This window comes from Bacillus cereus group sp. N6 (assembly GCF_016483705.1).
Taxonomy (GTDB): Bacteria; Bacillota; Bacilli; order Bacillales; family Bacillaceae_G; genus Bacillus_A; species Bacillus_A wiedmannii.
The window spans coordinates 109,963-131,196 of the sequence record NZ_JAEHBI010000001.1 but is presented as its reverse complement, the minus strand read 5'-3'; the positions used below and the strand labels follow the sequence as shown (position 1 = coordinate 131,196).

The following is a 21,234-nucleotide window of genomic DNA, read 5'->3' as shown; positions in this document are numbered from 1 at the left end:
ATCCCACTATCTGCTCTATGGCTGCTATTATTTTTCTTGTTGATACTCTACCCAATCACCAGAAATGATAACTTTCTTTAGCATCTCTTTATCTTGAGCGACATACACAAATGCACGTATTATTCTATCTCCTAAATAAATCGTTTCGGTGATTCGGTCATATAAATCACTTTCTGCATTACCTGTATATTCTTCAAGTTCATCTAATTTTTGCAGAACAACCTCATTTACTTCATAAACTTCTCCGTATACTTTGTCCTCATTTGAACAAATCATTGCCGGATACCCCTCGTTTGTATCAAATAATTTACCATACGTCCATGCTCCGTCTGCGATGCATATTGCACCTTGCATAAAATGAACATTCGTTTGCTCTTTTCTTAATGTGCCATACACGAAAACGTGATGCATATATCCCCTATCCCCTTTATATATCTCTACTTTCTAAATTGTAAATATGCACGAATCATAAAGTAACTCACTTCATTTGGAAGTTGTTCCTTAATTGATTTCAGACCACCTTCTGCATTTTGCACGGCAGTTTCAATCAGTGATTCATATTCTGCAGGAACAAAACTGTTCCAGTCTATTTCCATTCCATCTTCAAAAGAGCGAATTAAATGATTTTCAATTGTTTGTCTTGATAAGCCACGTTCTTTCGCAATTTCATCTAGATCAATGCCTTGTTTATACATTTCATACGTTTCTAAATGAGAATTTGCTGAAGCTTTCCCTGACTTTTTCCGCTCTGTCACCACTTCTGTTTTAACTGTTTCAGCATAGTTTGGATTGTCCTTAATAAAGTGCTGAACTGCTTGTAAGAAGTGAGAACCATACTTCACAAGTTTATGTTCGCCGATCCCTTTCACAGTTAAAAGTTCAGAGTCACTTTGTGGCATTTTTGCACACATATCCTTCAACGTTTGATCAGAGAAAATAACGAATGGAGGTACACCTTCTCCTTGCGCAATTTCTTTACGTACTTCGCGAAGTACTTCAAATAAAGGATGATCTTGAACAATTTGTCTTGTCTCTACTCGTTCTTTACGTAAAACATTCTCTTTACCTAATAATACTTCTTTCCCTTTTTCCGTAACTTTTAATGTCGGATACGTACCATGTTCTACTGCAATTAACTCATCTGAAATTAGAAACTCAATAAATTCACTAACTTCTTTTACACTACGATTTGATAGTAACCCGTATGTTGGTAAAGTATGAAAATTGAATTCAATAACTTTCTTATTTTTCGAACCAGTTAAAACTTGTGCAATCATTTGTTTTCCAAATCGTTGGTTCGTTCTAATCATGCAAGATAGAACCATTTGTGATTCTCTCGTCACATCGATACTTTCCCGGTCGTCCGTACAATTTCCGCAGCGGCCACAATCTTCTTTCGGTTCTTCTCCAAAGTATTGCAAAATAAATGATTGTAAACATTGTTCTGTATGACAATAATCAGTCATATTTTGCAGTTTTTCAAGTTCATTTGAAAATCGAGATTCACCTGTCGATTGATCAATTAAAAAGCGCTGTACTTGCACATCCTGAGAAGAATATAACAATATACACGCACTATCTAATCCGTCACGTCCAGCACGTCCTGCTTCTTGGTAATAACTTTCCATGTTTTTTGGCAGTTGATAATGGATAACGTAACGAATATTCGATTTATCAATCCCCATCCCGAATGCAGATGTCGCTACCATTACACTCACTTCATCACGTAAAAAGAGTTCTTGCTGCTCATTTCGATCGGTATCACTCATACCAGCATGGTATTTTGATACCGAAACTCCCGCTTTCATTAAATCTTCATACAACTGATCAACTACTTTTCTAGTAGCTGCATATATAATCCCAGATTCCTTTTGATTTTGACGAATATAATCCGCTAAATATGCATTACGATCTTGTCCTTTAATAACAGAAAATGATAAGTTCTCGCGCTCAAACGTTGTCATAATCGTATTTTCTTGATTAATTCCAAGCGTGTTGCAAATATCTTCACGAACTTGTGGTGTTGCCGTCGCAGTTAAAGCTAATACAAGCGGCTTTTCTGGAAGATAATCTAATATGCGATGTATATGTAAATAACTTGGACGGAAATCATGTCCCCACTGCGAAATACAGTGCGCCTCATCAATTGCAATCATCGGGATTTTCATATCGATAAGTTGGTCAACAAACTCCATTGAATCAAGACGCTCAGGCGCTACATAAAGTAACTTATAATGTCCTTGTTTCGCTAATTGAATGCGTTGATTCGCTTCTGTAATTGAAATAGAACTATTAATATAAGTAGCTGAAATACCGTTTTGTACTAATGTATCTACTTGGTCTTTCATAAGTGAAATCAAAGGTGAAATAACTAATGTCGTTCCTTCGAATACTAATGCGGGAATTTGATAACAAATTGACTTACCACCACCCGTAGGCATAATACAAACCGTATCTTTCCCATCTAATACATTTTTAATTGTTTCATCTTGTCCTCTTCGGAATGACGAATAACCGAAATAAGACGCTAAAAGTTCTTGTGCTTTTGTAAACAAAAAAGAGTCACCTGCTTTTCTATATCTTTCATCTATTCCTATTATATCATCACTTATGCGCCATGAAAGTGATGAATACATGACTAACAGCTTGCTTTTTCATTTTTTATGCTTTTCTACGTTTTAAAGGTTGTTTAACAACGGTGTTTTAATGGCTATTTATGTTTATAAATTTTAAAACATAAATAAAGCACATATAAAATGAATTACAAAATAAATATACATTTTATTACCCTTCCTTGAATACTACTAATCTTATACATATGAATTCAGGAGGTTACTATATGAAGCAGCAGAATATTAGTTCCATCAAGCAGAAAACAGTACCGAACCAACTCCAATTTTCGAATCATGATGCGTGGAAATATGAATCGTATTATAAATACCAGCCATTATTTTCTTATAGAAAGCTTTTCCATTTTCCTTCTCAACTTTTTAAACGTTAATGTGTATGTGATATATTATCCATAATAATTTTCTCAATATATATCTTATAGACTTACTATAATACAACTGTTATCATATGAAATATTCTGTTGGATAAACCCCTTAAGTTGACCTGCTTATAAAAGCAGGTCTTTTTTGATTATTATACATTTCAGTACACTTTTAGATACACTTGTATATCTTTTCTCTATTTTATAACCATACTCCACTCACAACAAATGATAATAGTAACGAGATGTAAAATATAAGTTCTTAACATTTATTGAAGTAATTCTTTTTTTCTCAATACACAAAACGAATTTCACTTATTACTATAAAAGTACTCCAGATGAGTTTTTGCTCATCAACATTATCTAGTTAACGGGATCTGCTGCGGGAAGCTGATCCCATTGACTTTATTAAAGATCCACTTTCATTTGGACACATTTACCAGGTTTTTTAAATAGAATTTTATGATAACATTACTTAGTCGAGTCCGACATCTCGGCAATACCCTTTTGAGGCTCTGCAACTTCCCTTGCAGAGCCTTGTTTATTTTTATATTCATTTTATTTGTATATACCACAATAAAATTATCCATCTTTTTCCATATCAATTTCTGAAATTAATTTAGGACACGTAACTAAAAATAAATTCCCATCATACTTTGAGTTATACATGTTCAAAGGAGTGTTACCGTTTATGTATTCTTATTGGCAATCGTATTACTCCCCCTATCATAACCCTTATGTACACTTTGATACATCTGTACGTAATTACCGAATTAGTAAAAACGAGAACTTTTTAAAAGGTTATATGCGTTCTTTATGGGAACAACATGTCGCTTGGACGAGATTAGCTATTATTAGTATTGTCTTTAATTTACCAGACGTAAACGTTACAGTTGGGCGACTTCTTCAAAATGCAACACATATGGGACTGTCACTTGAACCATTCTATGGTGAAGATGCTGTAAAAAAATATAGTGCACTAATTAAAGATCACTTAGTCATTGCAGCGGATCTAGTTAAAGCCGCAAAATCAGGTGATCAAAATGCAGCTGCCGCTATAGAGAAAAAATGGTACGCTAATGGTGATGAAATTGTGGCGTTTCTTACTAGCATCAACCCATATATAGAAAAAGAAGAATTCAGAAAAATGTTTTATGAACATTTAGCACTTACGAAAGCAGAAGCGCTTGCCTTCCTAAATAAAGATTTTGAAGCAAGCGTAAAACTATACGATAAAATTGAAAAAGAAGCATTAGAAATGGCTGATATGCTAACAAATGCAATCGTAAAACAATTCCCACAAGTGTTTCAATAATAAGCCGATTTGAAAAAACAAATCGGCTTATAAAACTTTCTATCAATGAAATTTCACCTCTCCTCTTTACATTTAACGTATATCGATATATTTTATTAATATCCGTTTTTTATAGGAGGAAATCTTTTGATTAACGCCATTGGTCTCGTATTTATCCTCACAAATAAACACGAGAAAAAGAAGAAAGTTTATCTGAATGAAAAATTCGCATTAATAGACATTATTGATTCTAAAGAAGTAATTGATGATGAAGGGAACTCACTAGTAGAACTAACATGTAAATACAGTATTTATCTAGATGAAAAATATTACTGTAAATCTCTCGATGATTATACTGGACAAGTATTTCCGTTCTTGAGCGCTAAAATAGGAAAAGGTCTTCTCAGAAACTTAAATTACTATTTCTCTTACGTTGATGCCTATGATAAAAAACCACCCGTTAAAGAAATTAGGCCACTTATGAAACAAGTAACGAACAGATAGCGAAAAATACTAAAAAAAGAAAGCATCTAACTTCGGATGCTTTCTTTTTTTAATCTAGAACTCATTAACTTCTATCCTTCTTCTAAAAGTATGTATCGAGGCATACTTTTAATTAAAAACATTGGAGGATTAAACTAAATGAAATACTCAGAAACGATTGTTAGTAAACGGCTTCGAACACTTAAAATATCTAGTATATTTATTATGCTAGTTTTAATTGGATGGCTTGGATATACAAAATTACTTTATGAAAACGGATTTCTTCAAGAAAAGAAACTTTCAGTTGAAGTAATGAATACTAGTATTACAGGTGAAATTGAACAAAGTTTCCATGTAAACTTACAAGGTTACCGTAAAACAGACGTTGATACTATTATAGATGCAAGTAAAACCGATCCGAGCGAACTATCTTTAATTGAGATTATCAATACATCTTGTTCACGAGATTGCATAGGTGAACCATTGGCATATGTAAACTCAAACGATGGATATATCTTTTATAAGGAGTCTACCGGAACTAATGTTGCTTTAAAAATCAAAAAACAAGACTCGTGGGAAATCGTAAAAAAATCTGTTCAAGATGGAATATAACATTAGAAAATTAAAGAGTACGTAACGTACTCTTTTTTATTATTAATACCCTTCATGTTTACAATGACATTTTGGTTTCTCTTTACAATTACATTTTTCACAATCACACTTCGGTTTCTCATTGCAACGACATTCGTGACAATCCCTGCATTTACATCCACATTTTCCGAACATTAAATCATCCCAAAATGAACGCCTGCAATTACAATGATTCCCCATAAATATGCCTCCTCCTAAATAGAATTCATCATATTCTATGTTTAAAAGAGTAAAAATGCTTGTTTACTAGTCTATATTCTAGTTTTATAAGTATAGTTATAAATGTTATACTTTTCTATTAGTTGTACTTTATATATTTATAGGGACTACTACAAAAAAAGCCCAATAGTTGGGCTTTAAATTCATATGTATTTTCTTTCTTCTCGCTCACAATATATATAAATTGAAAAGCTCAAACAAATAGTTAACTATAATTCCTTCCCATCCCCCACAGCCCCTTTCAACCTCTGCAACATATACCCAATTCCTTTACATCCTGCTAACGGATACGTAATAATTTCTTCTGCATATAATTGTGTCACTACTTTCTTATGCTTCTTGCCTGCAAGTAAAACGATTTCATCAAACTGAAGCAAGTCTTTTTCAATCATCTGTTGTTTTAATTGTTCCATGCTAATAATCTCATCGCTCTTTGAATCAAAGGCAAGATCATAGTTTTCTAGTACAATATCATTCGGTCTTAAAAATCCATGCTTCGCCGATAATATAACCCAATTCTCGAAAAACATAGTTGCATATGCCTGACATGCTTTTCCGAATGGACTAATATATACATCTTTTACCTCCATCGATCCGTAATCTGGATACTTATCCCAAATCTTCTTTTTCCCGCATGGAATTATGCATAACCTTTTCATTTAAATTTCTTACCTCTCTTCTAACTTTTTAAATATAAAAATATAGAATTCTCTACTTCTTCATACTCACCTTCTATATCTCCAATCCCCGCTACGTTCCATCCATTATTTGTTTCTATCGGTTTTTCATTCATTATAATATGAACTTGTGTCATATTTTTAAAATCTTCTTCAAAAGATGCTAAAACAGGTTGATCTATCATATATGTTTTATTATGTATACTCACACTTAAAAAGGTTTTATGTAATGCTTTATTTCCGTTTAAATTTACATTCATTGGATTAAACATGTTTAATTTCATATTACCTACAATATACAGATGATACCCTTTTTCTTTATAGAATTGTTTAAAATCCTTGTCTCTTTCGTTTTGAACAAAATGAAGGATTTGCTTCGTTTCTTTACTTATTGCAATTTCATTATTAAAACTCAAATCCACATTTATATTTTGTTTTAAAAAGGCATATAACGATTTATCACTATTAAAGAAGCTCGTTTTCCAGTTAGGAAGGATTTCATCTAATAATAAACATAAAAGCATTCCTGAGCTATAGCAGCTCTTCCTAATGTTATAATTAGCTTCATATGCATCTAAAATAAATCCGCTATATTTTCGTAATGTTTCGCTTTCATCCTTTTCACATATTGCATTGTAAGCGTTCATTTCTACATACCAAGCAGGCCCCTCTATACTTTCAACCATACACTCATATGTTATAAACTCTTCTTTCATAAAACTAGTTCTTTGCTCTCTTAGTTCAATAAATTGCTTAATATAATTATATTTCTCAGCTTGTGACTTACAATGCACAGCATCATATAAACACATTCGTTCATTATTTCGCAATTGTATATTTTCTTCTGATATAGGATATAGAAATCCTAGAGATTCATTTGGAAATCTACTTTCTTTATTCAAATATTGATAGCAATGAAAAAGTTCATGCACAACAACCGCAAATAAACTTTCATAATCTTTATACCTATTCATATTCACAATGGCAGTCGGATAATCTTTGAATAGAATAAGTGTATCGCCTTTAAATTCATCATCCCGCTTTAAAACGGCATACTCACCATCATCTTTCAAAAATAATGGATGATGAAATACATACACATGCTCATCATTATATAATGCAAATGCAGCCCTATTAAAACCAGGCCAAAGCGTATTCAATAATTCTATACTTACATCTTTCTTTATTCGATTTAATATATTGTTCATTATATGTAACACCCCTATATCATTCTACATACACCTATTCTATTCCACTTAATAACAACCCTTTTATTTACATAAATGTTAGAAAAACATATATCTTTTCTCAAACCATAATGTATTATACAAATATACATGTGATGATTTTATGAAAAGGAGGTGAACAAATGAAAAATATAATCCCTGCGCTAGTACTCTATATTATCGTTTGCGTAATCGCTATGATTGCTCCAGCATCTGAAGGCTATAATCATGTTGGCTGGAAATTGTTTGTTGGGCAAGCATATGCTATACCTATTTTCCTCATTACTGCAATTATTACATTTTATATAAACAAGAAAAAATCTACGAACAAACAGTTATAAGAATAGCAAATGCTATCCTTATTTTAATTCATTTATTAGATCAAAAATTACACTTGCAGTACTTTCTATCCTTTCTTCCGAAAAGTCAAACGTAACACCTGTTTTTTCATATATTTCTTGTATAGGTAAATTCCAATCTGCATTCGCTCCCTCTTTAAAGAAAGCAATCGCTTTTTTTGGATCCTCTCGATAAATTTGAAACAATTGCATTGCTCCTATTTGCGCAATTGCGTATTCAATTTTATAGAAAGGAAACTGAACATAATGAAATGACTCTAACCAGCTTGCACCGATTTCATCTTCTAATCCTACAATATTGACTGGTGAATATTGATACCTTTTACATACTTCAGCGTATTTCTTATCACGTTCTTCTGATGTATGGTTTGGATTTGTATAGATCCAGTGCTGGAATACATCTCCTGCAATTGACGACATTAATAAAGACAAAGCACGATATAATTGTACGCGCTGCACTTCTTTATATTCATCCTCTTGCTTATAAAAGATATTGAGCTTATCCATTACTAGCAACTCAAGACCTAGGGAATAAAGCTCAGCTACCTCTTCACGAAGATATCTTTCTTGCATGCTACTATCATTGTTAAATTGTTTATAAAAATGAAATGCATGCCCCACTTCATGTATTAGCGCGTTAATTGTATAAAATGATGGACTAAAATTAGAATACACAAAAACCTCTTTACTATGAGGAAAGGTAAAACAAGCAGCTCCCGGTGCTTTATTTTCACGCTCTTCTACGTCAATTAATCCCGTTTTTCGTATATGAATAAATTTCTCATAAAAATATAAATCTGTCTTCCGAAATATTTCTTCCACCCCATTCAATAAATCAATAGCATTTTGGAATGGAGCTTTTGGTAATTTACATGGAGTAAGGTCCCAAGGGCAATATTTTTTTACACCGAGATTGTTTTTAGAAAGAATCCCCGACTGTTCCCATATTGGTACAACATACTTTTCTATAGATTCATGAAGCTTATAACACTCTTTAATACTATAATCTCTATTTTTTTGTTTAAAAGCATACTCACTATAATTATTAAATCCTGCATTTAAAGCGATCTCATTCCGCAATTGTATGAGTTCATTCATAATATAATCTATTTCTATTTTCACTATACTTCTTGCTTCACATAAAGCGTACCAAGCTTTTTCGCGAATAGCTCTATTGGGGTTATCTAGTTTTGCTTTTACGTATGCATACGTCTTTTGCTCTCCTTCCCAATTAATAGATATGTTAGACATTATTTCTCTATATTTCGTAATAAGCTTTTGCTCTTTAATGGAAAGAGCAATGTTCTTGTCATTAAACATTTTACTTTTTACCAATCTTGCTTTTTTCATAAAACCGTATTTCTGCTCATTTAATAAGTCGGAAAACGGAGACTTTCTAAATTTCTGGTCAAATTTCGCATTGTATCTTTTTAAAAGTGGTTGAATTGTATTTTGATTATACATATGTAAATTACGTTTATTTCTGTCATTTGTATCTCTATACGTGGCAATTAAACTACTTGTTATCTCCTCTTCTATTTCAGCGGTTACACGCAGTTCATCCAAAAGCCAACTCTCTAATTCTGAAACAGAAGTAATATTTCGCTCTAAAAGTGACTGTAATTTACTCTCCAAATCATTAAGCATACACAATCCTCCTGTTTTTAAATTTTAATTTTCTGTTTTTTAGAGATAGAAAAGGACAAGTAGCCAATCCGACTACTTGTCCTTGCTGTGTATCTGTACTCAATAAAATTAAGCTTGGAATGCTTCTGTTAATACTGGTACGATTTGTTTTTTACGAGATACAACACCTTTTAAAGTAGCAGTGTTGTTTTCTAGAGATACGTTGTACGCTTTCTCAACAACGTTTGCTGCTTTACCGATCGCAAGACCGACAGAATCGTTAGTTAAGATATCAGTTACAACGAATAAGAATAGGTCTAAACCTTTTTCTTCTACTACTGCAGAGATAACTTTTTCAAGTTCCGCTTGATGTACAAGAACGTCGTTTGTATCAACAGCGTTTACTTGTGCGATTTCAACTTTCGCATTACCCATTTGGAATTCTTTAGCGTCAAGAGAGATTAATTGCTCCATTGTTTTTCCGCTTAAGTCAGCACCAGCTTTTAACATTTCTAAGCCGTAGTTATCAGCATCTACACCAGCGATTTCCGCTAATTCACGAGCTGCTGCTACGTCTTGCTCTGTGCAAGTTGGAGATTTGAATAGTAAAGAATCTGAAATGATTGCAGATAACATTAAACCTGCAACTTCTTTACGAATTGTAACGCCATTTTCTTTGTACATTTTGTTTAAGATTGTAGCTGTACAACCAACTGGCTCACAACGATAGTAAATAGGATCGCTTGTTTCAAAGTTAGCAATACGGTGATGGTCAATAACTTCTAACACACGAACAGACTCGATATCGTTAGCACTTTGTTGACGCTCGTTATGATCAACTAAAATAACGTTGTCCACTTCGCTTGCAACTGTCTCAACAAAACGCGGTCCTTCTACTTTAAAATGGTCTAACGCAAATTGAGTTTCACCGCTGATTTCGCCTAAACGTACAGGCTCAGCATTCATTCCTAATTCTTTTTTCAATTCTGCATAAGCAATTGCAGAACAAATTGCATCTGTATCTGGGTTTTTATGCCCGAAAACTAGTACTTTTTCCATGTTTTCCACCTCTTCATGAAAAGGATATCTTAAAGAAGCAAATATGACAATATTTAAAGCATAATTTTTTATAAATAATTGCACTTTCTTCTATATTTTTCATCGTTTTTCGTAAAAAAAGATCATCTAAAATGAATTAGATGATCGAAATGTATATTTTATTTAAAATAAGGTAGGAGCCTGCACTACATGATTTAGCGCGAAATTTGATGCCAAACCGTTATTTACAAGGTTAACATCTATAACTTGATAAAATGCATTCCCAGTATCTGCAATTTCCCAAACAGCTAAAATAAGGTGATATCCATTTCTATCAGTAGGTACATTTGCTTCATGTGTTACTGAAGTTCCTGGTCTAGTTCCTCCATCATTTTTCACATAGAACGGCACTAAATCTAAACTAGACCTTGTTAAAGGCATATTTGGATTCCAATCCTTCTTTGTAATGTAGTATTTCCATTCTTTCGTACTATGAGGAGCGGTTAGTTTCCACTTGAATGTATTCGTCCCACCGTTTAACGTAACTTTCTTCCACCTATCGACTGTTTGAACGTCTAAAGCAGGAAAATGGCCAGCTCCTGCGATTTGTCCATCAGAAGGTCCTAATTACGGGAATCCACCTATTCCTTCTACACTTTGCGGCTCGTATTGGATCGGTCCGCAATTTACATTTACCCCTTGCTTACATAAATAAGAACGGCTCGCTGGTGATTCAACATATCCATGAGCTGAAGCTTTTTCTGAAAAACCGAAAGTTAACAATCCCGTAAGTAATATACCACCACTTAATATAACTTTCTTCACCTTCTGTAAACCTTTCGTTCTCATCCCGTCATCCCCTTTCCCATAATAAAGCGAAAATAACTATAGTCGGCTAGTCATCTTCTCTACATCCATTATAAGTCAAGGAGTATAACGAAAAGAACCCTCTAAAAACTTTCTCAAATTCATTTAGTACATTATATAAATTTTATTGATACATTCAAATAACACCGCTAGAGAAATATAGACGGTGTTAAATATACTCAATTAAACTATTCGTTTATAAATAAATTACGAAATTGGCAAAGTTAGTCTAGTTATCAAATAGCCCTCTCCCTCTCAGATTTGCGGAAACTGGCTCCTTTTCGATTTCACGTGCCCATATAGATAACTGGCCGATATGATGGATTTCGTGGACAATGACATGACGTATTAACTCTCCGTGTGTACATTCAATGACTCGGCGCCTAATTGGTGCGTCTCTTGAGCTAATCGGCTCTTCATTGAAGTCAGCTTTTGAAAGTTTCCGAGAATCCATTTCATTTGTCCAAGAGGTCACAAATGGCTTCACTTTCCCGTGGTATTGAGCTGAAAGATTTTTCACTTTTTGTAAGCTGGCATACTCTTCAAACAATGGCTCCTCAGGCACTGATTCACCACGCAACCCTAAGATCCACATATATTCCACATCTACAATATGAAATAGGGTATGTAGTATACTGCCGAATCCACCGACCCGTTTCTTTACCAGTTCTTCGGCCGATATGTCTTCGCACCATGTAAACCAATCATCACGAACTTGCCAGTTATATTGAAACAGTTTCAACATCACAGCAACCTCCATCTTTTAGATTAACATTTAATATTCACCAAAAGACTTCAAAATTCCTATTTAAGTAATACCTCTTATACAACTGTTAAAACCTTATACAAATTGGCCCTCAAATTGAACATTCAATATGAAGTTAATGAATGAAAAGAAAACCCCTATTATACAGGGGGTTATCAATCTTTTTACAAATCAATACTCAGACCTAATAACAGATTTTTCGTTTAAAAATATCTCTCTTTTTAAATAAAAATACTAAATCATTTTATAATAAATAACCGTTGCATCTAAATTACCATTTGGAGATATTGCGTATTCTGGTATTTTTCCAACTTCTTTATAGTCTAATGATTTATACAATCTATTAGAAGGGTCTCCTTCTCTCGTATCTAGCACTATAAGAGACCTATTTTCTTGCTTTGCTCTTTCCTCTGCTTTTTGCATAAGCGAACGTCCAATGCCGTTACGTCTAAAGTTCGGGTGAGTCATTAACTTGCAAATTTCAGCTCTATGAATCCCATTAGGCTTTGTAACTAAATGTAATTGAATACTCCCTGCCACTTCATTATTTATTTTAGCAACATACAAGATCACTTCTGGTGCTAAAACAGTTTCCCAATACTTTGTTGATTCTATTTGTTCCAGTGGAGGTAAAAAACCAATTGACGCCCCATCATCTACAACCGTTTTCAAAAGTTTAGAAAGCTCTTCCATATCATCATTTATTTGCTTAATCTCTTCAATTACTAAATTTTGCATTACTAATCCCCCTTTTGTTTCATTGTACCAAGTTTTAAGGAAGGAATAACAGGTTACTAAAAGGAAATATATATTTAGATAAAACATACTTATATACTGTATGGCAAGTGGAGGGATTAACCATTAGTAAAACAGGTTTTGACTTAATAAAACATGAGGACAACTTTAATCTTGGCTATGAAGATATCGAAGAGATATCTATGAGCTGTAAATTCTCTAACTGCACTCATACAAATGAACCACACTGCGCAATTAAAAAAGCTATTTCCGATGGAATTATTACAGAAGACATGATGAATAGTTATTATAGGGATAAGAATGAATTCGAATATGTGTGTAAACAAAAGAACAAAACAAAAGCTATTGATTATATGCAACAATTGAAACTTTTTCGGAAAACTTAAAACTAAATAAATAGTTGTTATTTCTCATTCCCACTAAATTTAAAATTCTTACTTTAATACATTACATACCAGGTACTTTTTATACTCAAATTCAAACTCACATAAAAAAACGTTTTAAACATAAAGTTTAAAACGTTTTTTTACATTCAATGATTTTGATTTTTCAGTTCTGTTAAACATTCCTGTACTAAAGTTACTGCTTGACTCATTGCAGCTCCGCCAGCAAATGCTGCTGATACACCACATGCTTCCAGAATCTCTTTATCTGAACATCCTTGATCAAGACAACCTTTTGTATGATAAATAGTACAATATTCATCTTGCGTTGCTAGACTAATTCCTAATGCGATAAGTTGTTTTTCCCTTTTTGTTAAAGCGCCCTCTTGAAAACAAGCTTGTGTGAATGCATTATATGTTTCTGCAATTTCAGGAATTTGGTTTGTAAAACTACCGATACCTTCTTTATAATGATGTAGAACGTCATTTACTGAACTATGTTGTTCGTGTTCCATCTTATTATTACCCCCATTCAAATTATGTGTACCTATTGTAGTATGTGATGAAAAGAAGGTAATATACCTCATTCAATAGAATGAATATTCAGTTTATTATAACTAAAATTTCAAACTATCATCCTCTACCGTTTGTTCTTTATAGTTTTTCCTTTCAATTTCTTTACTTCTTTCTTCCCAAAACGTTAAACCTTCAATTCCCACATTTTTAGGATCAAATACTGGATCTTTCCCTTCCTTTTTCTGTGCTTCATAATCTTTTAACACTTTTAATGCGATTTTACTTAATAGTAGAATCGCAATTAAGTTTAACCATGCCATGCTACCGATTCCTAAATCTCCAAGATTCCATAAAAGCGACGCTGATTCTACGCTACCGATGTAAACCATAATTAAAAATCCAATTTTTAAAACTGGTTTTAACCAGCTATGTTTAAGCTCACGATCTAAATAAGTAAGTGTCGTTTCAGCGATATAGTAGTATGCGAGTAAAGTTGTAAATGCGAAGAAAAATATTGCGATTGAAATAAATAATGGACCAAACCCTGTCATAACAGTTTCAACTGCTTGTTGTGTATAGATTGGACCTGCATCAACATTCCCTATATTCTTTACTATAGCGCTTTTCCCTTCAGGTATAACATTATACATACCTGTTATTAAAATCATAAGAGCTGTCGCTGTACATACAACAATTGTATCGATATATACAGAAAACGCTTGAACTAACCCTTGTTTTGCAGGATGGGATACTTCAGCAGCAGCGGAGCTATACGTCGCTTCTCCAACACCAGCAACATTTGAAAATACAGCACGCTTTACGCCCCATGCGATTGCTGCACCAACGATTCCACCAAACATTTCATTTACACCAAAAGCACTAGAGAAAATTAAAGCGAACATACTTGGAATTTCTGTTACATTCGCAATTAATACGATACATGTAACAATTACATAACCTATTGCCATAAATGGAACAAGCATTTGCGAAACGCCCGCAATTCTCTTTACGCCACCAAAAATGATTGATGCTAATAATATAACTAATAATATTCCAGTTATATATTTGCTAATGCCATTAGAGTTTTCAAACCCAACTGCGATACTACTAGACTGAATACCTGGTAATAAAACGCCATATGAAAGTGTTACAACAACCGCTACAATGACTGCAAACCATTTCATTTTCAGGCCTTTTTCAATGAAATATGGTGTACCACCTCGGTATTCATTCCCAACTTTACTTTTATACACTTGAGATAATGTTGATTCAACAAATGCACTCGTTGCTCCTAAAAGAGCCATTACCCACATCCAAAACACAGCTCCTGGTCCACCAAAAGCGATAGCTGTCGCGACCCCTGCGATATTACCTATTCCAACCCTACCTGATAAGGCTAAACAAAATGCTTGAAAGGATGAAATTCCCGTCTCCGAGCTCTTCCCTTCAAATAATAGTTTAATCATCTCTTTAAAATAACGAATTTGCAGAAAACGAGTGGCAATTGTAAAATACACACCTGCCCCTAATGCAAAAACAACTAACCCAATACTCCATACTTGCCCTACTAACCACTCTACTAATTGCTCCATCCAAATCCCCCTTAACATTCTTTTGAAAACTATTTTATATATAAGAAAACGGACAACTATTATTAAACCTTACAGTTGTCCGTATCTCTCATTATTTCATCCCTCTATTTATTAACAGTTAGATTCTCTATTACTTTATATTTACCCAAACGCTTTTCACTTCTGTATAGTTATCAAGCGCATATGAACCTAACTCACGACCGATTCCAGATTGTTTAAAGCCACCAAATGGTGCAGCTGCATTTTCTAAGTTATAATCATTAATCCATACTGTTCCTGCCTTTAATTTATTGGCAACTTGATGTCCTGTTTTAATATTTTGTGTCCATACGCCCGCAGCGAGTCCGTATGAAGAGCGATTTGCTCTTTCGATAACCTCTTCTGTTGAATCAAATGGAAGTACAACGACAACTGGTCCAAAAATTTCTTCTTTCACAATTGTCATATCATCAGTAACATTTGTGAAAACTGTTGGCTGTACAAAATATCCTTTTTCAAATGCCCGTTCACCACCAGCAGCAACAGTAGCTCCTTCTGCTTTTCCTTGTTCAATGTAATGTAGCACACGTTCTTGTTGCTTTTTAGATACGAGTGGCCCCATTTCCGTTTCCTTCTCCATACCTGCTCCAAGTTTTACGTTGTTCGCCATTTTTACTAATTCAGCTACGACTGTTTCGTAATGTTTTCGGTGAACGAATACGCGAGATCCAGCACTACAATTTTGGCCGTGATTATACATAATACCTTGGAATGCGCCGTTAATCGCTTCTTCTAAATCAGCGTCTTCTAAAATGATATTTGGTGATTTACCACCAAGTTCTAACGTTACATGTTTAATTGTTTCTGCAGATTGACGCATAATATATTTCCCTGTAACTGTTGAACCTGTGAAGGCTACTTTATCAATATCATGATGGTTTACGATTGCAGCTCCTGCTTCAGGGCCAAAACCTGGAACAAAGTTTACAACACCGTTTGGAAAACCTGCTTCTTTAAAGAGCTTCGCTGTATATAATAACGATAAAGGCGTTTGCTCTGCTGGTTTTAATACGATTGTACAACCTGTTGCTAGTGCAGCTCCCATTTTCCAAGAAGACATAACGAGTGGAAAATTCCAAGGAATAATTTGACCTACAACGCCAACAGGTTCATGGCGTGTGTAATTTAAGTAATCTTTTGAAATCGGAATTGTTTGCCCGATAATTTTCGTAGCCCATCCCGCATAATAACGATAATTTTCTACAGTCGCTGCAATATCATCATCCAGTGCTACTTGATATGGTTTTCCATTATCTAAAGCTTCTAACTGCGCTAATTCTTCTCCATGCTCTTCAATTAAGTCTGCTAATTTATAAATTAGGTGCGCTCTTTCAGCGGTAGTCATTTCTGCCCAAGGTCCTGATTCAAATGCAGATCTTGCAGCTTTTACCGCTACATCAATATCCTCTTCTCGCGCTTCGCATACGACAGCTAAAACATCTTCTGTTGCTGGATTGTATGTCTCAAATGTCTTCCCGCTAATGGAAGGTACAAATTCACCATTAATAAACATTTTAATTTCTTCATTTAAAAACGCTTTCACTTTTGGTCTCAGCTCAATGTTTGTCGTTAACATATATGCTCTCCTCCTTATTTAAACAGCTGCATGAGCTGCAATTTTTGAAATAATCGTTTGAAGTTTTTGATCTTCTTCTTCAGTTAATCCGAGTCTCGGATAACGAGAAGGTCCCCCTGCTTGCCCGTGTAATTCCATTGAGCGTTTAACACTTTGTACATATTTTCCTGATCCTTCAAGAAACTCGCAAAGAGGTAAAATAGCATCGTTTATTTCCCAAGCTTTTTCTAATTCACCATTTTGGAAATGCTCATACATTTTCGTAACAAGTCCCGGCACGATATTTCCTGCTACTGAAACCCATCCCGTTGCACCTACTAAATAAGATTCCATAACTAAATCTTCAGATCCACAGAAGACTTGAAAAGCACCTTCGCCTTGTCGTACTAAATCTCTTGCTTTACGAATATCTCCGCTAGATTCTTTAATATGTGTAACATTTTCACATTCTTTTCCAATACGTAGCATGAGCTCTGTACTCATATCAACACCAGATGTAAACGGATTATTGTATAACATAATTGGTATATTTACAGCGTTTGAGATTTCTTTAAAATGAAAATAAATTTCCTCTTCTTTCGGCTTACAATAGTACGAGTTAATAATTAATGCGCAATCCGCTCCGTGTGCTTCTGCATGTTTCGTATATTCAATCGTTTCTTTCGTCGTTTCTGCTGCAGTTCCTACAATAACTGGAATACGACCATCAACTTCTTTTAATACTGTTTCTACCATTTTAAATCGTTCTTCTTTTGATAAACTAACAAACTCACCTGTACTTCCATTAATAATAATGCCAGCTACCTTTTGATCGATAAAATAGTTTACGTTTTGTTTTACACCGTTCCAATTAATTTCTTGAAACTCATCCATCGGTGTGATCAATACTGGAAATGCCCCTTTAATTTTTTTCATATTTATCTCTCCCTTTACTATTTTAATAAAAATCCTGTCGGAAACGGATCTGTAGAGTCTAATAGAAACGTCTGCATCCCTGTAATAAATCCTCTACTTTCAAAGCGAAAAATGTATCCTTGTTCTTCTTTCTTCACTTGTTCCACTGTTATAAAGCTATTAAATATACTTTCATTTTTAAAAGGTTTATCCGCTATATAATCATTTTTAAATAATGTATGAACATAAGATACAATAGTAGAAACAAAACCAGGCGAACGTACGATAAAGTTATCTTCATGAAATGTAATCGACTTTATATGGTTCTTTTCTGTTTGCATAGATTCTACTAAAATAAGTCTTTTTATTAATGACTGTTTTTGTATAGCTTGAAGTGTAACTTCACTCCATTTTTTTAATTTAGAGATATTTTCAATACTGATTTCTGGTGAATATGCATCCTTTTCTACAACTGCATATACTTTATCTGCCTGAATGAGAGAGTAACTTATATTACCAACTTGTAAATTTTTCTCAATCATATAACATAGTTTACTTTCAAACGAAACAGATACAACTTCATCATTCTCTACATACGCATGGATTGAAAATATACCAGATAGCGTTTCAATTTTGTATTGGTTCGTCTCTCTCTTTTTTAAATACCCGCTTTCTAGTAACATCGTTATGACTGCGACAATCCCCCCATAATGAAGCGGAATGGATCCTTCATGATTAAAAAATAATACAGCTGCATCGACTTCCATATGAATAGAAGGAACGACAATACATCCATTTAATCCGATAAAACCACGTGGTTCATTTAATACAAGCTTCATTTCTTCTGCTAATTCACCTGAAAATTGTTCGTTTAATTGCTCTAAACTGTAGTAGTATTTGCATGGTACATCTTTCATTACACGAAATGCTTCACCATTTACATGTACGTCTACTGCTGTATACATTTTTTGAATGTTCATTTTACATCCTCCGTTTCATGTTCCATCGGCGGAATTAGCAAAAAGCCTTCTTTAAGTGGGTCCTTTTCATTATAAAAAAATCTATGCATCCCCATAAGCCAAGCTGAACCTGTAATTTTCGTTACGACAGCTTCAATATTTTCTACAGATGTTGTATTTATGACGCACCCTTTAAATAAAGAGCCAACGATACTCTCATGAATAAACTCTTCATCCACTTCAATTTTTTGATTTGCGTATAATACAGCTAACTTCGCTGATGTTCCTGTACCACATGGAGAACGATCAATTCCTCCTGGCGGAACGACAACTGTATTTTTCACATGAGCACTTTCATGAGTAGGATCTGTATAAAATTCAATATGGGTTAACCCTCTAATAAATGAATACTGCGGATGAATGATTTCAAATTCCTCATTAATGATATTTCTAATATGAATTGCCTTATCGATGATTGTAGATGCATGTTCCGGTACTAACTCTAAACCTACTGACTTCGCATCAATAATGGCATAGAAATTTCCTCCATACGCAATATCTGCTTCTACAGTTCCAATCCCCTCAACTTGTACAGTAATATGTTTCAATAAAAAAGCTGGTATGTTACAGAAAGAGACTTCTTTCGCTTTTCCATCTTGAACAAAGATATCCACTTCAACTAAGCCGGCTGGCGTGTCTAACTTTAACGAAGTAATCGGTTCAACTACAGGAATTAAACCTGATTCAATTAAAGCTGTACATACACCAATTGTATCGTGACCACACATCGGTAAATATCCACCTGTCTCTATGTATATAACACCAATATCTGCTTCAGGATGACACGGATCTGTTAATAGTGCTCCTGACATTACATCATGACCACGCGGTTCATTCATTAACAATTTGCGAATCCAGTCATACTCCTTTTTCATATGTAACATTTTCTCTGCCATCGTCTCTCCAATTAACTTTGGAAGTCCGCTTATCAATGTCCTCGTCGGATTCCCGCCCGTATGTGTATCAATCGTCGTAAAGACTCTTTGTGACCTCATCCATTTAACACCCTTTCTGTAAAACGACTCAAACGAAGTGGTTCAATAGGAATGATTGTTTCTTTTTCATTTAATAACTCTTCAATTACTTTTCCAGTAACCGCTGCAAGGCTAATGCCATCCCCTTCATGCCCCGCTGCGATAAAGTAGTTCGGGATATGTTGCACGCGTGAAATGATTGGCAAATGATCTTCTGTCCACGGGCGTAATCCAGCATATGAACGAATCACCATCATATCCGCCATTTTCGGATAAAAACGAATTGCTCTGTTTGCAATACATTTAATAACCTCGTTGTTTATCTTCGTATGAAAACCTACAAACTCTCTACTACTACCAATTAAAAAATTTTGGCTTTCTGTCGGCTCAAACACAAGAGCTACCCCATATTTCTCAGTTAAAGCATCCACTTTTCGTTTTCCGCCAAATTTAGAAATTAAATAGCCAAATTCCATTACTTTACGGCAACCAACGTGTTGTTGCCTTGAAGCTACAATAATATGCCCTTTTCTCGGTTCAATTGGGATATTTACATCCAACATTTCTCCGATTTTCGGAGCCCACACACCGGCTGCGTTTACCACTTGTTTCGCAGTAAACGTCCCGTTAGTCGTTTCTACAATAAAGGAACCGTCTATATCTCTTTTCATTTCTTTTACTTCCGTATGATTAAAAGCTTTCGTACCAAATTTCTTCGATTCTGTAAGAAGTGAAAAAGCAAGGAGATATGGATTTACAGTCGAATCCGTTGCGCATTCTAACCCGCCTAATAAATCTTCTGCAAAAAATGGCGATTCTTCTCTTATATCTTGTCTATCAAGCATTCGAAACGGTAAACCAGCTTCCTTTTGACGATTCACCCATTGCCGGGCTGCTTCCATTTCTTCGTCCGACTCACATACGAGAATACTTCCTGGTGCTCTATATTCAAATGAGTGCTCTAACTCTTCACTTAAATCAGTTACTAACTTTTGACTTACTAACGACATTTGACTATCAAACCCTGGGTCTTTATCAATAGCCAAAATATTCCCGTCACACCGTGAAGACGTCCCACTGACAAATTCTCCTTTTTCAATGATTGTTACGTCTCTTCCGTATTTTGAAGTGTAATAAGCGATTGAACATCCTATAATTCCACCACCTATTATTAAAACGTCACAGTGCCTCACGTAGCACCCCTCCCTTCTTTTTAATCCCTCACTTTCTTTTATGCAATTGACGTGCCAACTCTACATATATACACTTTTTACAAATAATATTTTT

21 protein-coding genes and 1 pseudogene are annotated in these 21,234 nt (G+C 34.3%); 6 read left to right on the top strand and 16 right to left on the bottom strand.

The window, feature by feature from the left end; genetic code table 11:
• Positions 1-27: 27 nt before the first annotated feature.
• Both JDS99_RS00715 and recQ read right to left on the bottom strand, forming a co-directional pair.
• Positions 28-411 carry a gamma-glutamylcyclotransferase family protein gene (locus JDS99_RS00715; RefSeq protein ID WP_199694210.1) on the bottom strand — a complete coding sequence of 128 codons (384 nt, stop codon included), beginning with the start codon at positions 409-411 and terminating at the stop codon, positions 28-30.
• A gap of 26 nt (positions 412-437) precedes the next feature.
• Complete coding sequence (recQ, locus tag JDS99_RS00710) at positions 438-2,555, bottom strand: DNA helicase RecQ (RefSeq protein ID WP_087983852.1); 2,118 nt, start codon at positions 2,553-2,555, stop codon at positions 438-440.
• Between the two features lie 284 nt (positions 2,556-2,839).
• On the opposite strand from recQ, the gene JDS99_RS00705 reads away from it, so the two are divergent.
• From JDS99_RS00705 to JDS99_RS00690, 4 genes are all read left to right on the top strand, one after another.
• Positions 2,840-3,001, top strand: coding sequence for a hypothetical protein (locus JDS99_RS00705; protein WP_176551429.1), 162 nt, complete (start codon positions 2,840-2,842; stop codon positions 2,999-3,001).
• Positions 3,002-3,683: 682 nt separating this feature from the next.
• Positions 3,684-4,307: an acetylglutamate kinase gene (locus JDS99_RS00700; RefSeq protein WP_141555559.1), complete on the top strand. Its 624-nt coding sequence runs from the start codon at positions 3,684-3,686 to the stop codon at positions 4,305-4,307.
• A 126-nt stretch (positions 4,308-4,433) separates the two neighbouring features.
• Entirely contained in the window at positions 4,434-4,790 is a 357-nt protein-coding gene (locus JDS99_RS00695; RefSeq protein ID WP_000606238.1) for a hypothetical protein, read from the top strand.
• A 138-nt stretch (positions 4,791-4,928) separates the two neighbouring features.
• Complete coding sequence (locus tag JDS99_RS00690) at positions 4,929-5,381, top strand: hypothetical protein (RefSeq protein WP_000877594.1); 453 nt, start codon at positions 4,929-4,931, stop codon at positions 5,379-5,381.
• Between the two features lie 467 nt (positions 5,382-5,848).
• On the opposite strand, the gene JDS99_RS00685 is transcribed toward JDS99_RS00690, so the two are convergent.
• Positions 5,849-6,298 (bottom strand): DUF6884 domain-containing protein, encoded by a 450-nt coding sequence (locus tag JDS99_RS00685; protein ID WP_199694209.1) that lies wholly within the window; start codon positions 6,296-6,298, stop codon positions 5,849-5,851.
• A 20-nt stretch (positions 6,299-6,318) separates the two neighbouring features.
• Positions 6,319-7,524, bottom strand: a complete 1,206-nt coding sequence (locus JDS99_RS00680; RefSeq protein WP_199694208.1) for a peptide ABC transporter permease — start codon at positions 7,522-7,524, stop codon at positions 6,319-6,321.
• 161 nt (positions 7,525-7,685) lie between these two features.
• Here JDS99_RS00680 and JDS99_RS00675 point away from each other — a divergent pair, with 161 nt between their 5' ends.
• Entirely contained in the window at positions 7,686-7,883 is a 198-nt protein-coding gene (locus JDS99_RS00675; RefSeq protein ID WP_087983846.1) for a DUF4017 family protein, read from the top strand.
• A gap of 18 nt (positions 7,884-7,901) precedes the next feature.
• On the opposite strand, the gene JDS99_RS00670 is transcribed toward JDS99_RS00675, so the two are convergent.
• The 5 genes and pseudogenes from JDS99_RS00670 to JDS99_RS00650 all read right to left on the bottom strand — a co-directional run bounded on the left by JDS99_RS00670 (position 7,902) and on the right by JDS99_RS00650 (position 12,936).
• A complete protein-coding gene (locus JDS99_RS00670; protein WP_199694206.1) occupies positions 7,902-9,548 on the bottom strand; it encodes a M3 family oligoendopeptidase in 1,647 nt (548 codons plus the stop codon).
• A gap of 108 nt (positions 9,549-9,656) precedes the next feature.
• On the bottom strand, positions 9,657-10,586 hold the full coding sequence (gene ppaC / locus JDS99_RS00665; RefSeq protein WP_000416840.1) for a manganese-dependent inorganic pyrophosphatase: 930 nt from the start codon (positions 10,584-10,586) through the stop codon (positions 9,657-9,659).
• Positions 10,587-10,748: 162 nt separating this feature from the next.
• A pseudogene (locus JDS99_RS00660) lies at positions 10,749-11,414 on the bottom strand (lytic polysaccharide monooxygenase).
• Positions 11,415-11,661: 247 nt separating this feature from the next.
• The gene (locus JDS99_RS00655; protein ID WP_199694204.1) at positions 11,662-12,177 is read right to left on the bottom strand and encodes a DinB family protein; all 516 of its coding nucleotides are present in this window, start codon (positions 12,175-12,177) and stop codon (positions 11,662-11,664) included.
• Between the two features lie 255 nt (positions 12,178-12,432).
• Positions 12,433-12,936, bottom strand: a complete 504-nt coding sequence (locus JDS99_RS00650; protein ID WP_088063705.1) for a GNAT family N-acetyltransferase — start codon at positions 12,934-12,936, stop codon at positions 12,433-12,435.
• 107 nt (positions 12,937-13,043) lie between these two features.
• Between JDS99_RS00650 and JDS99_RS31810 the strand changes: the two genes are divergently transcribed.
• On the top strand, positions 13,044-13,340 hold the full coding sequence (locus JDS99_RS31810; protein ID WP_345943209.1) for a hypothetical protein: 297 nt from the start codon (positions 13,044-13,046) through the stop codon (positions 13,338-13,340).
• Between the two features lie 146 nt (positions 13,341-13,486).
• Here JDS99_RS31810 and JDS99_RS00645 read toward each other — a convergent pair whose 3' ends face one another.
• From JDS99_RS00645 to JDS99_RS00615, 7 genes are all read right to left on the bottom strand, one after another.
• Entirely contained in the window at positions 13,487-13,924 is a 438-nt protein-coding gene (locus tag JDS99_RS00645) for a carboxymuconolactone decarboxylase (protein ID WP_199694203.1), read from the bottom strand.
• A gap of 30 nt (positions 13,925-13,954) precedes the next feature.
• On the bottom strand, positions 13,955-15,445 hold the full coding sequence (locus JDS99_RS00640; RefSeq protein ID WP_242475593.1) for an alanine/glycine:cation symporter family protein: 1,491 nt from the start codon (positions 15,443-15,445) through the stop codon (positions 13,955-13,957).
• A 130-nt stretch (positions 15,446-15,575) separates the two neighbouring features.
• Positions 15,576-17,060: an aldehyde dehydrogenase family protein gene (locus JDS99_RS00635; RefSeq protein ID WP_147787670.1), complete on the bottom strand. Its 1,485-nt coding sequence runs from the start codon at positions 17,058-17,060 to the stop codon at positions 15,576-15,578.
• Positions 17,061-17,078: 18 nt separating this feature from the next.
• Positions 17,079-17,975 (bottom strand): 4-hydroxy-tetrahydrodipicolinate synthase, encoded by an 897-nt coding sequence (dapA, locus tag JDS99_RS00630; protein ID WP_199694201.1) that lies wholly within the window; start codon positions 17,973-17,975, stop codon positions 17,079-17,081.
• 17 nt (positions 17,976-17,992) lie between these two features.
• Positions 17,993-18,934 (bottom strand): proline racemase family protein, encoded by a 942-nt coding sequence (locus tag JDS99_RS00625; RefSeq protein WP_088063711.1) that lies wholly within the window; start codon positions 18,932-18,934, stop codon positions 17,993-17,995.
• On the bottom strand, positions 18,931-19,968 hold the full coding sequence (locus JDS99_RS00620; RefSeq protein WP_060487075.1) for a proline racemase family protein: 1,038 nt from the start codon (positions 19,966-19,968) through the stop codon (positions 18,931-18,933). The genes JDS99_RS00625 and JDS99_RS00620 overlap by 4 nt, the downstream gene beginning before the upstream one ends.
• Positions 19,965-21,140: an NAD(P)/FAD-dependent oxidoreductase gene (locus JDS99_RS00615; protein ID WP_097907905.1), complete on the bottom strand. Its 1,176-nt coding sequence runs from the start codon at positions 21,138-21,140 to the stop codon at positions 19,965-19,967. The genes JDS99_RS00620 and JDS99_RS00615 overlap by 4 nt, the downstream gene beginning before the upstream one ends.
• Positions 21,141-21,234 lie beyond the last annotated feature (94 nt).

What these genes read in the sequence shown, in the direction of transcription:
- JDS99_RS00655 (WP_199694204.1), bottom strand. Translation starts at nt 12,177, where the DNA reads ATGTTGAAACTGTTTCAATATAACTGGCAAGTTCGTGATGATTGGTTT.
- JDS99_RS00690 (WP_000877594.1), top strand. Translation starts at nt 4,929, where the DNA reads ATGAAATACTCAGAAACGATTGTTAGTAAACGGCTTCGAACACTTAAA.
- JDS99_RS00680 (WP_199694208.1), bottom strand. Translation starts at nt 7,524, where the DNA reads ATGAACAATATATTAAATCGAATAAAGAAAGATGTAAGTATAGAATTA.
- JDS99_RS00705 (WP_176551429.1), top strand. Translation starts at nt 2,840, where the DNA reads ATGAAGCAGCAGAATATTAGTTCCATCAAGCAGAAAACAGTACCGAAC.
- JDS99_RS00715 (WP_199694210.1), bottom strand. Translation starts at nt 411, where the DNA reads ATGCATCACGTTTTCGTGTATGGCACATTAAGAAAAGAGCAAACGAAT.
- JDS99_RS00685 (WP_199694209.1), bottom strand. Translation starts at nt 6,298, where the DNA reads ATGAAAAGGTTATGCATAATTCCATGCGGGAAAAAGAAGATTTGGGAT.
- JDS99_RS00640 (WP_242475593.1), bottom strand. Translation starts at nt 15,445, where the DNA reads ATGGAGCAATTAGTAGAGTGGTTAGTAGGGCAAGTATGGAGTATTGGG.
- JDS99_RS00675 (WP_087983846.1), top strand. Translation starts at nt 7,686, where the DNA reads ATGAAAAATATAATCCCTGCGCTAGTACTCTATATTATCGTTTGCGTA.
- JDS99_RS00700 (WP_141555559.1), top strand. Translation starts at nt 3,684, where the DNA reads ATGTATTCTTATTGGCAATCGTATTACTCCCCCTATCATAACCCTTAT.
- JDS99_RS00620 (WP_060487075.1), bottom strand. Translation starts at nt 19,968, where the DNA reads ATGAGGTCACAAAGAGTCTTTACGACGATTGATACACATACGGGCGGG.
- JDS99_RS00635 (WP_147787670.1), bottom strand. Translation starts at nt 17,060, where the DNA reads ATGTTAACGACAAACATTGAGCTGAGACCAAAAGTGAAAGCGTTTTTA.
- JDS99_RS00670 (WP_199694206.1), bottom strand. Translation starts at nt 9,548, where the DNA reads ATGCTTAATGATTTGGAGAGTAAATTACAGTCACTTTTAGAGCGAAAT.
- JDS99_RS00645 (WP_199694203.1), bottom strand. Translation starts at nt 13,924, where the DNA reads ATGAGGTATATTACCTTCTTTTCATCACATACTACAATAGGTACACAT.
- JDS99_RS00650 (WP_088063705.1), bottom strand. Translation starts at nt 12,936, where the DNA reads ATGCAAAATTTAGTAATTGAAGAGATTAAGCAAATAAATGATGATATG.
- dapA (WP_199694201.1), bottom strand. Translation starts at nt 17,975, where the DNA reads ATGAAAAAAATTAAAGGGGCATTTCCAGTATTGATCACACCGATGGAT.
- JDS99_RS00625 (WP_088063711.1), bottom strand. Translation starts at nt 18,934, where the DNA reads ATGAACATTCAAAAAATGTATACAGCAGTAGACGTACATGTAAATGGT.
- ppaC (WP_000416840.1), bottom strand. Translation starts at nt 10,586, where the DNA reads ATGGAAAAAGTACTAGTTTTCGGGCATAAAAACCCAGATACAGATGCA.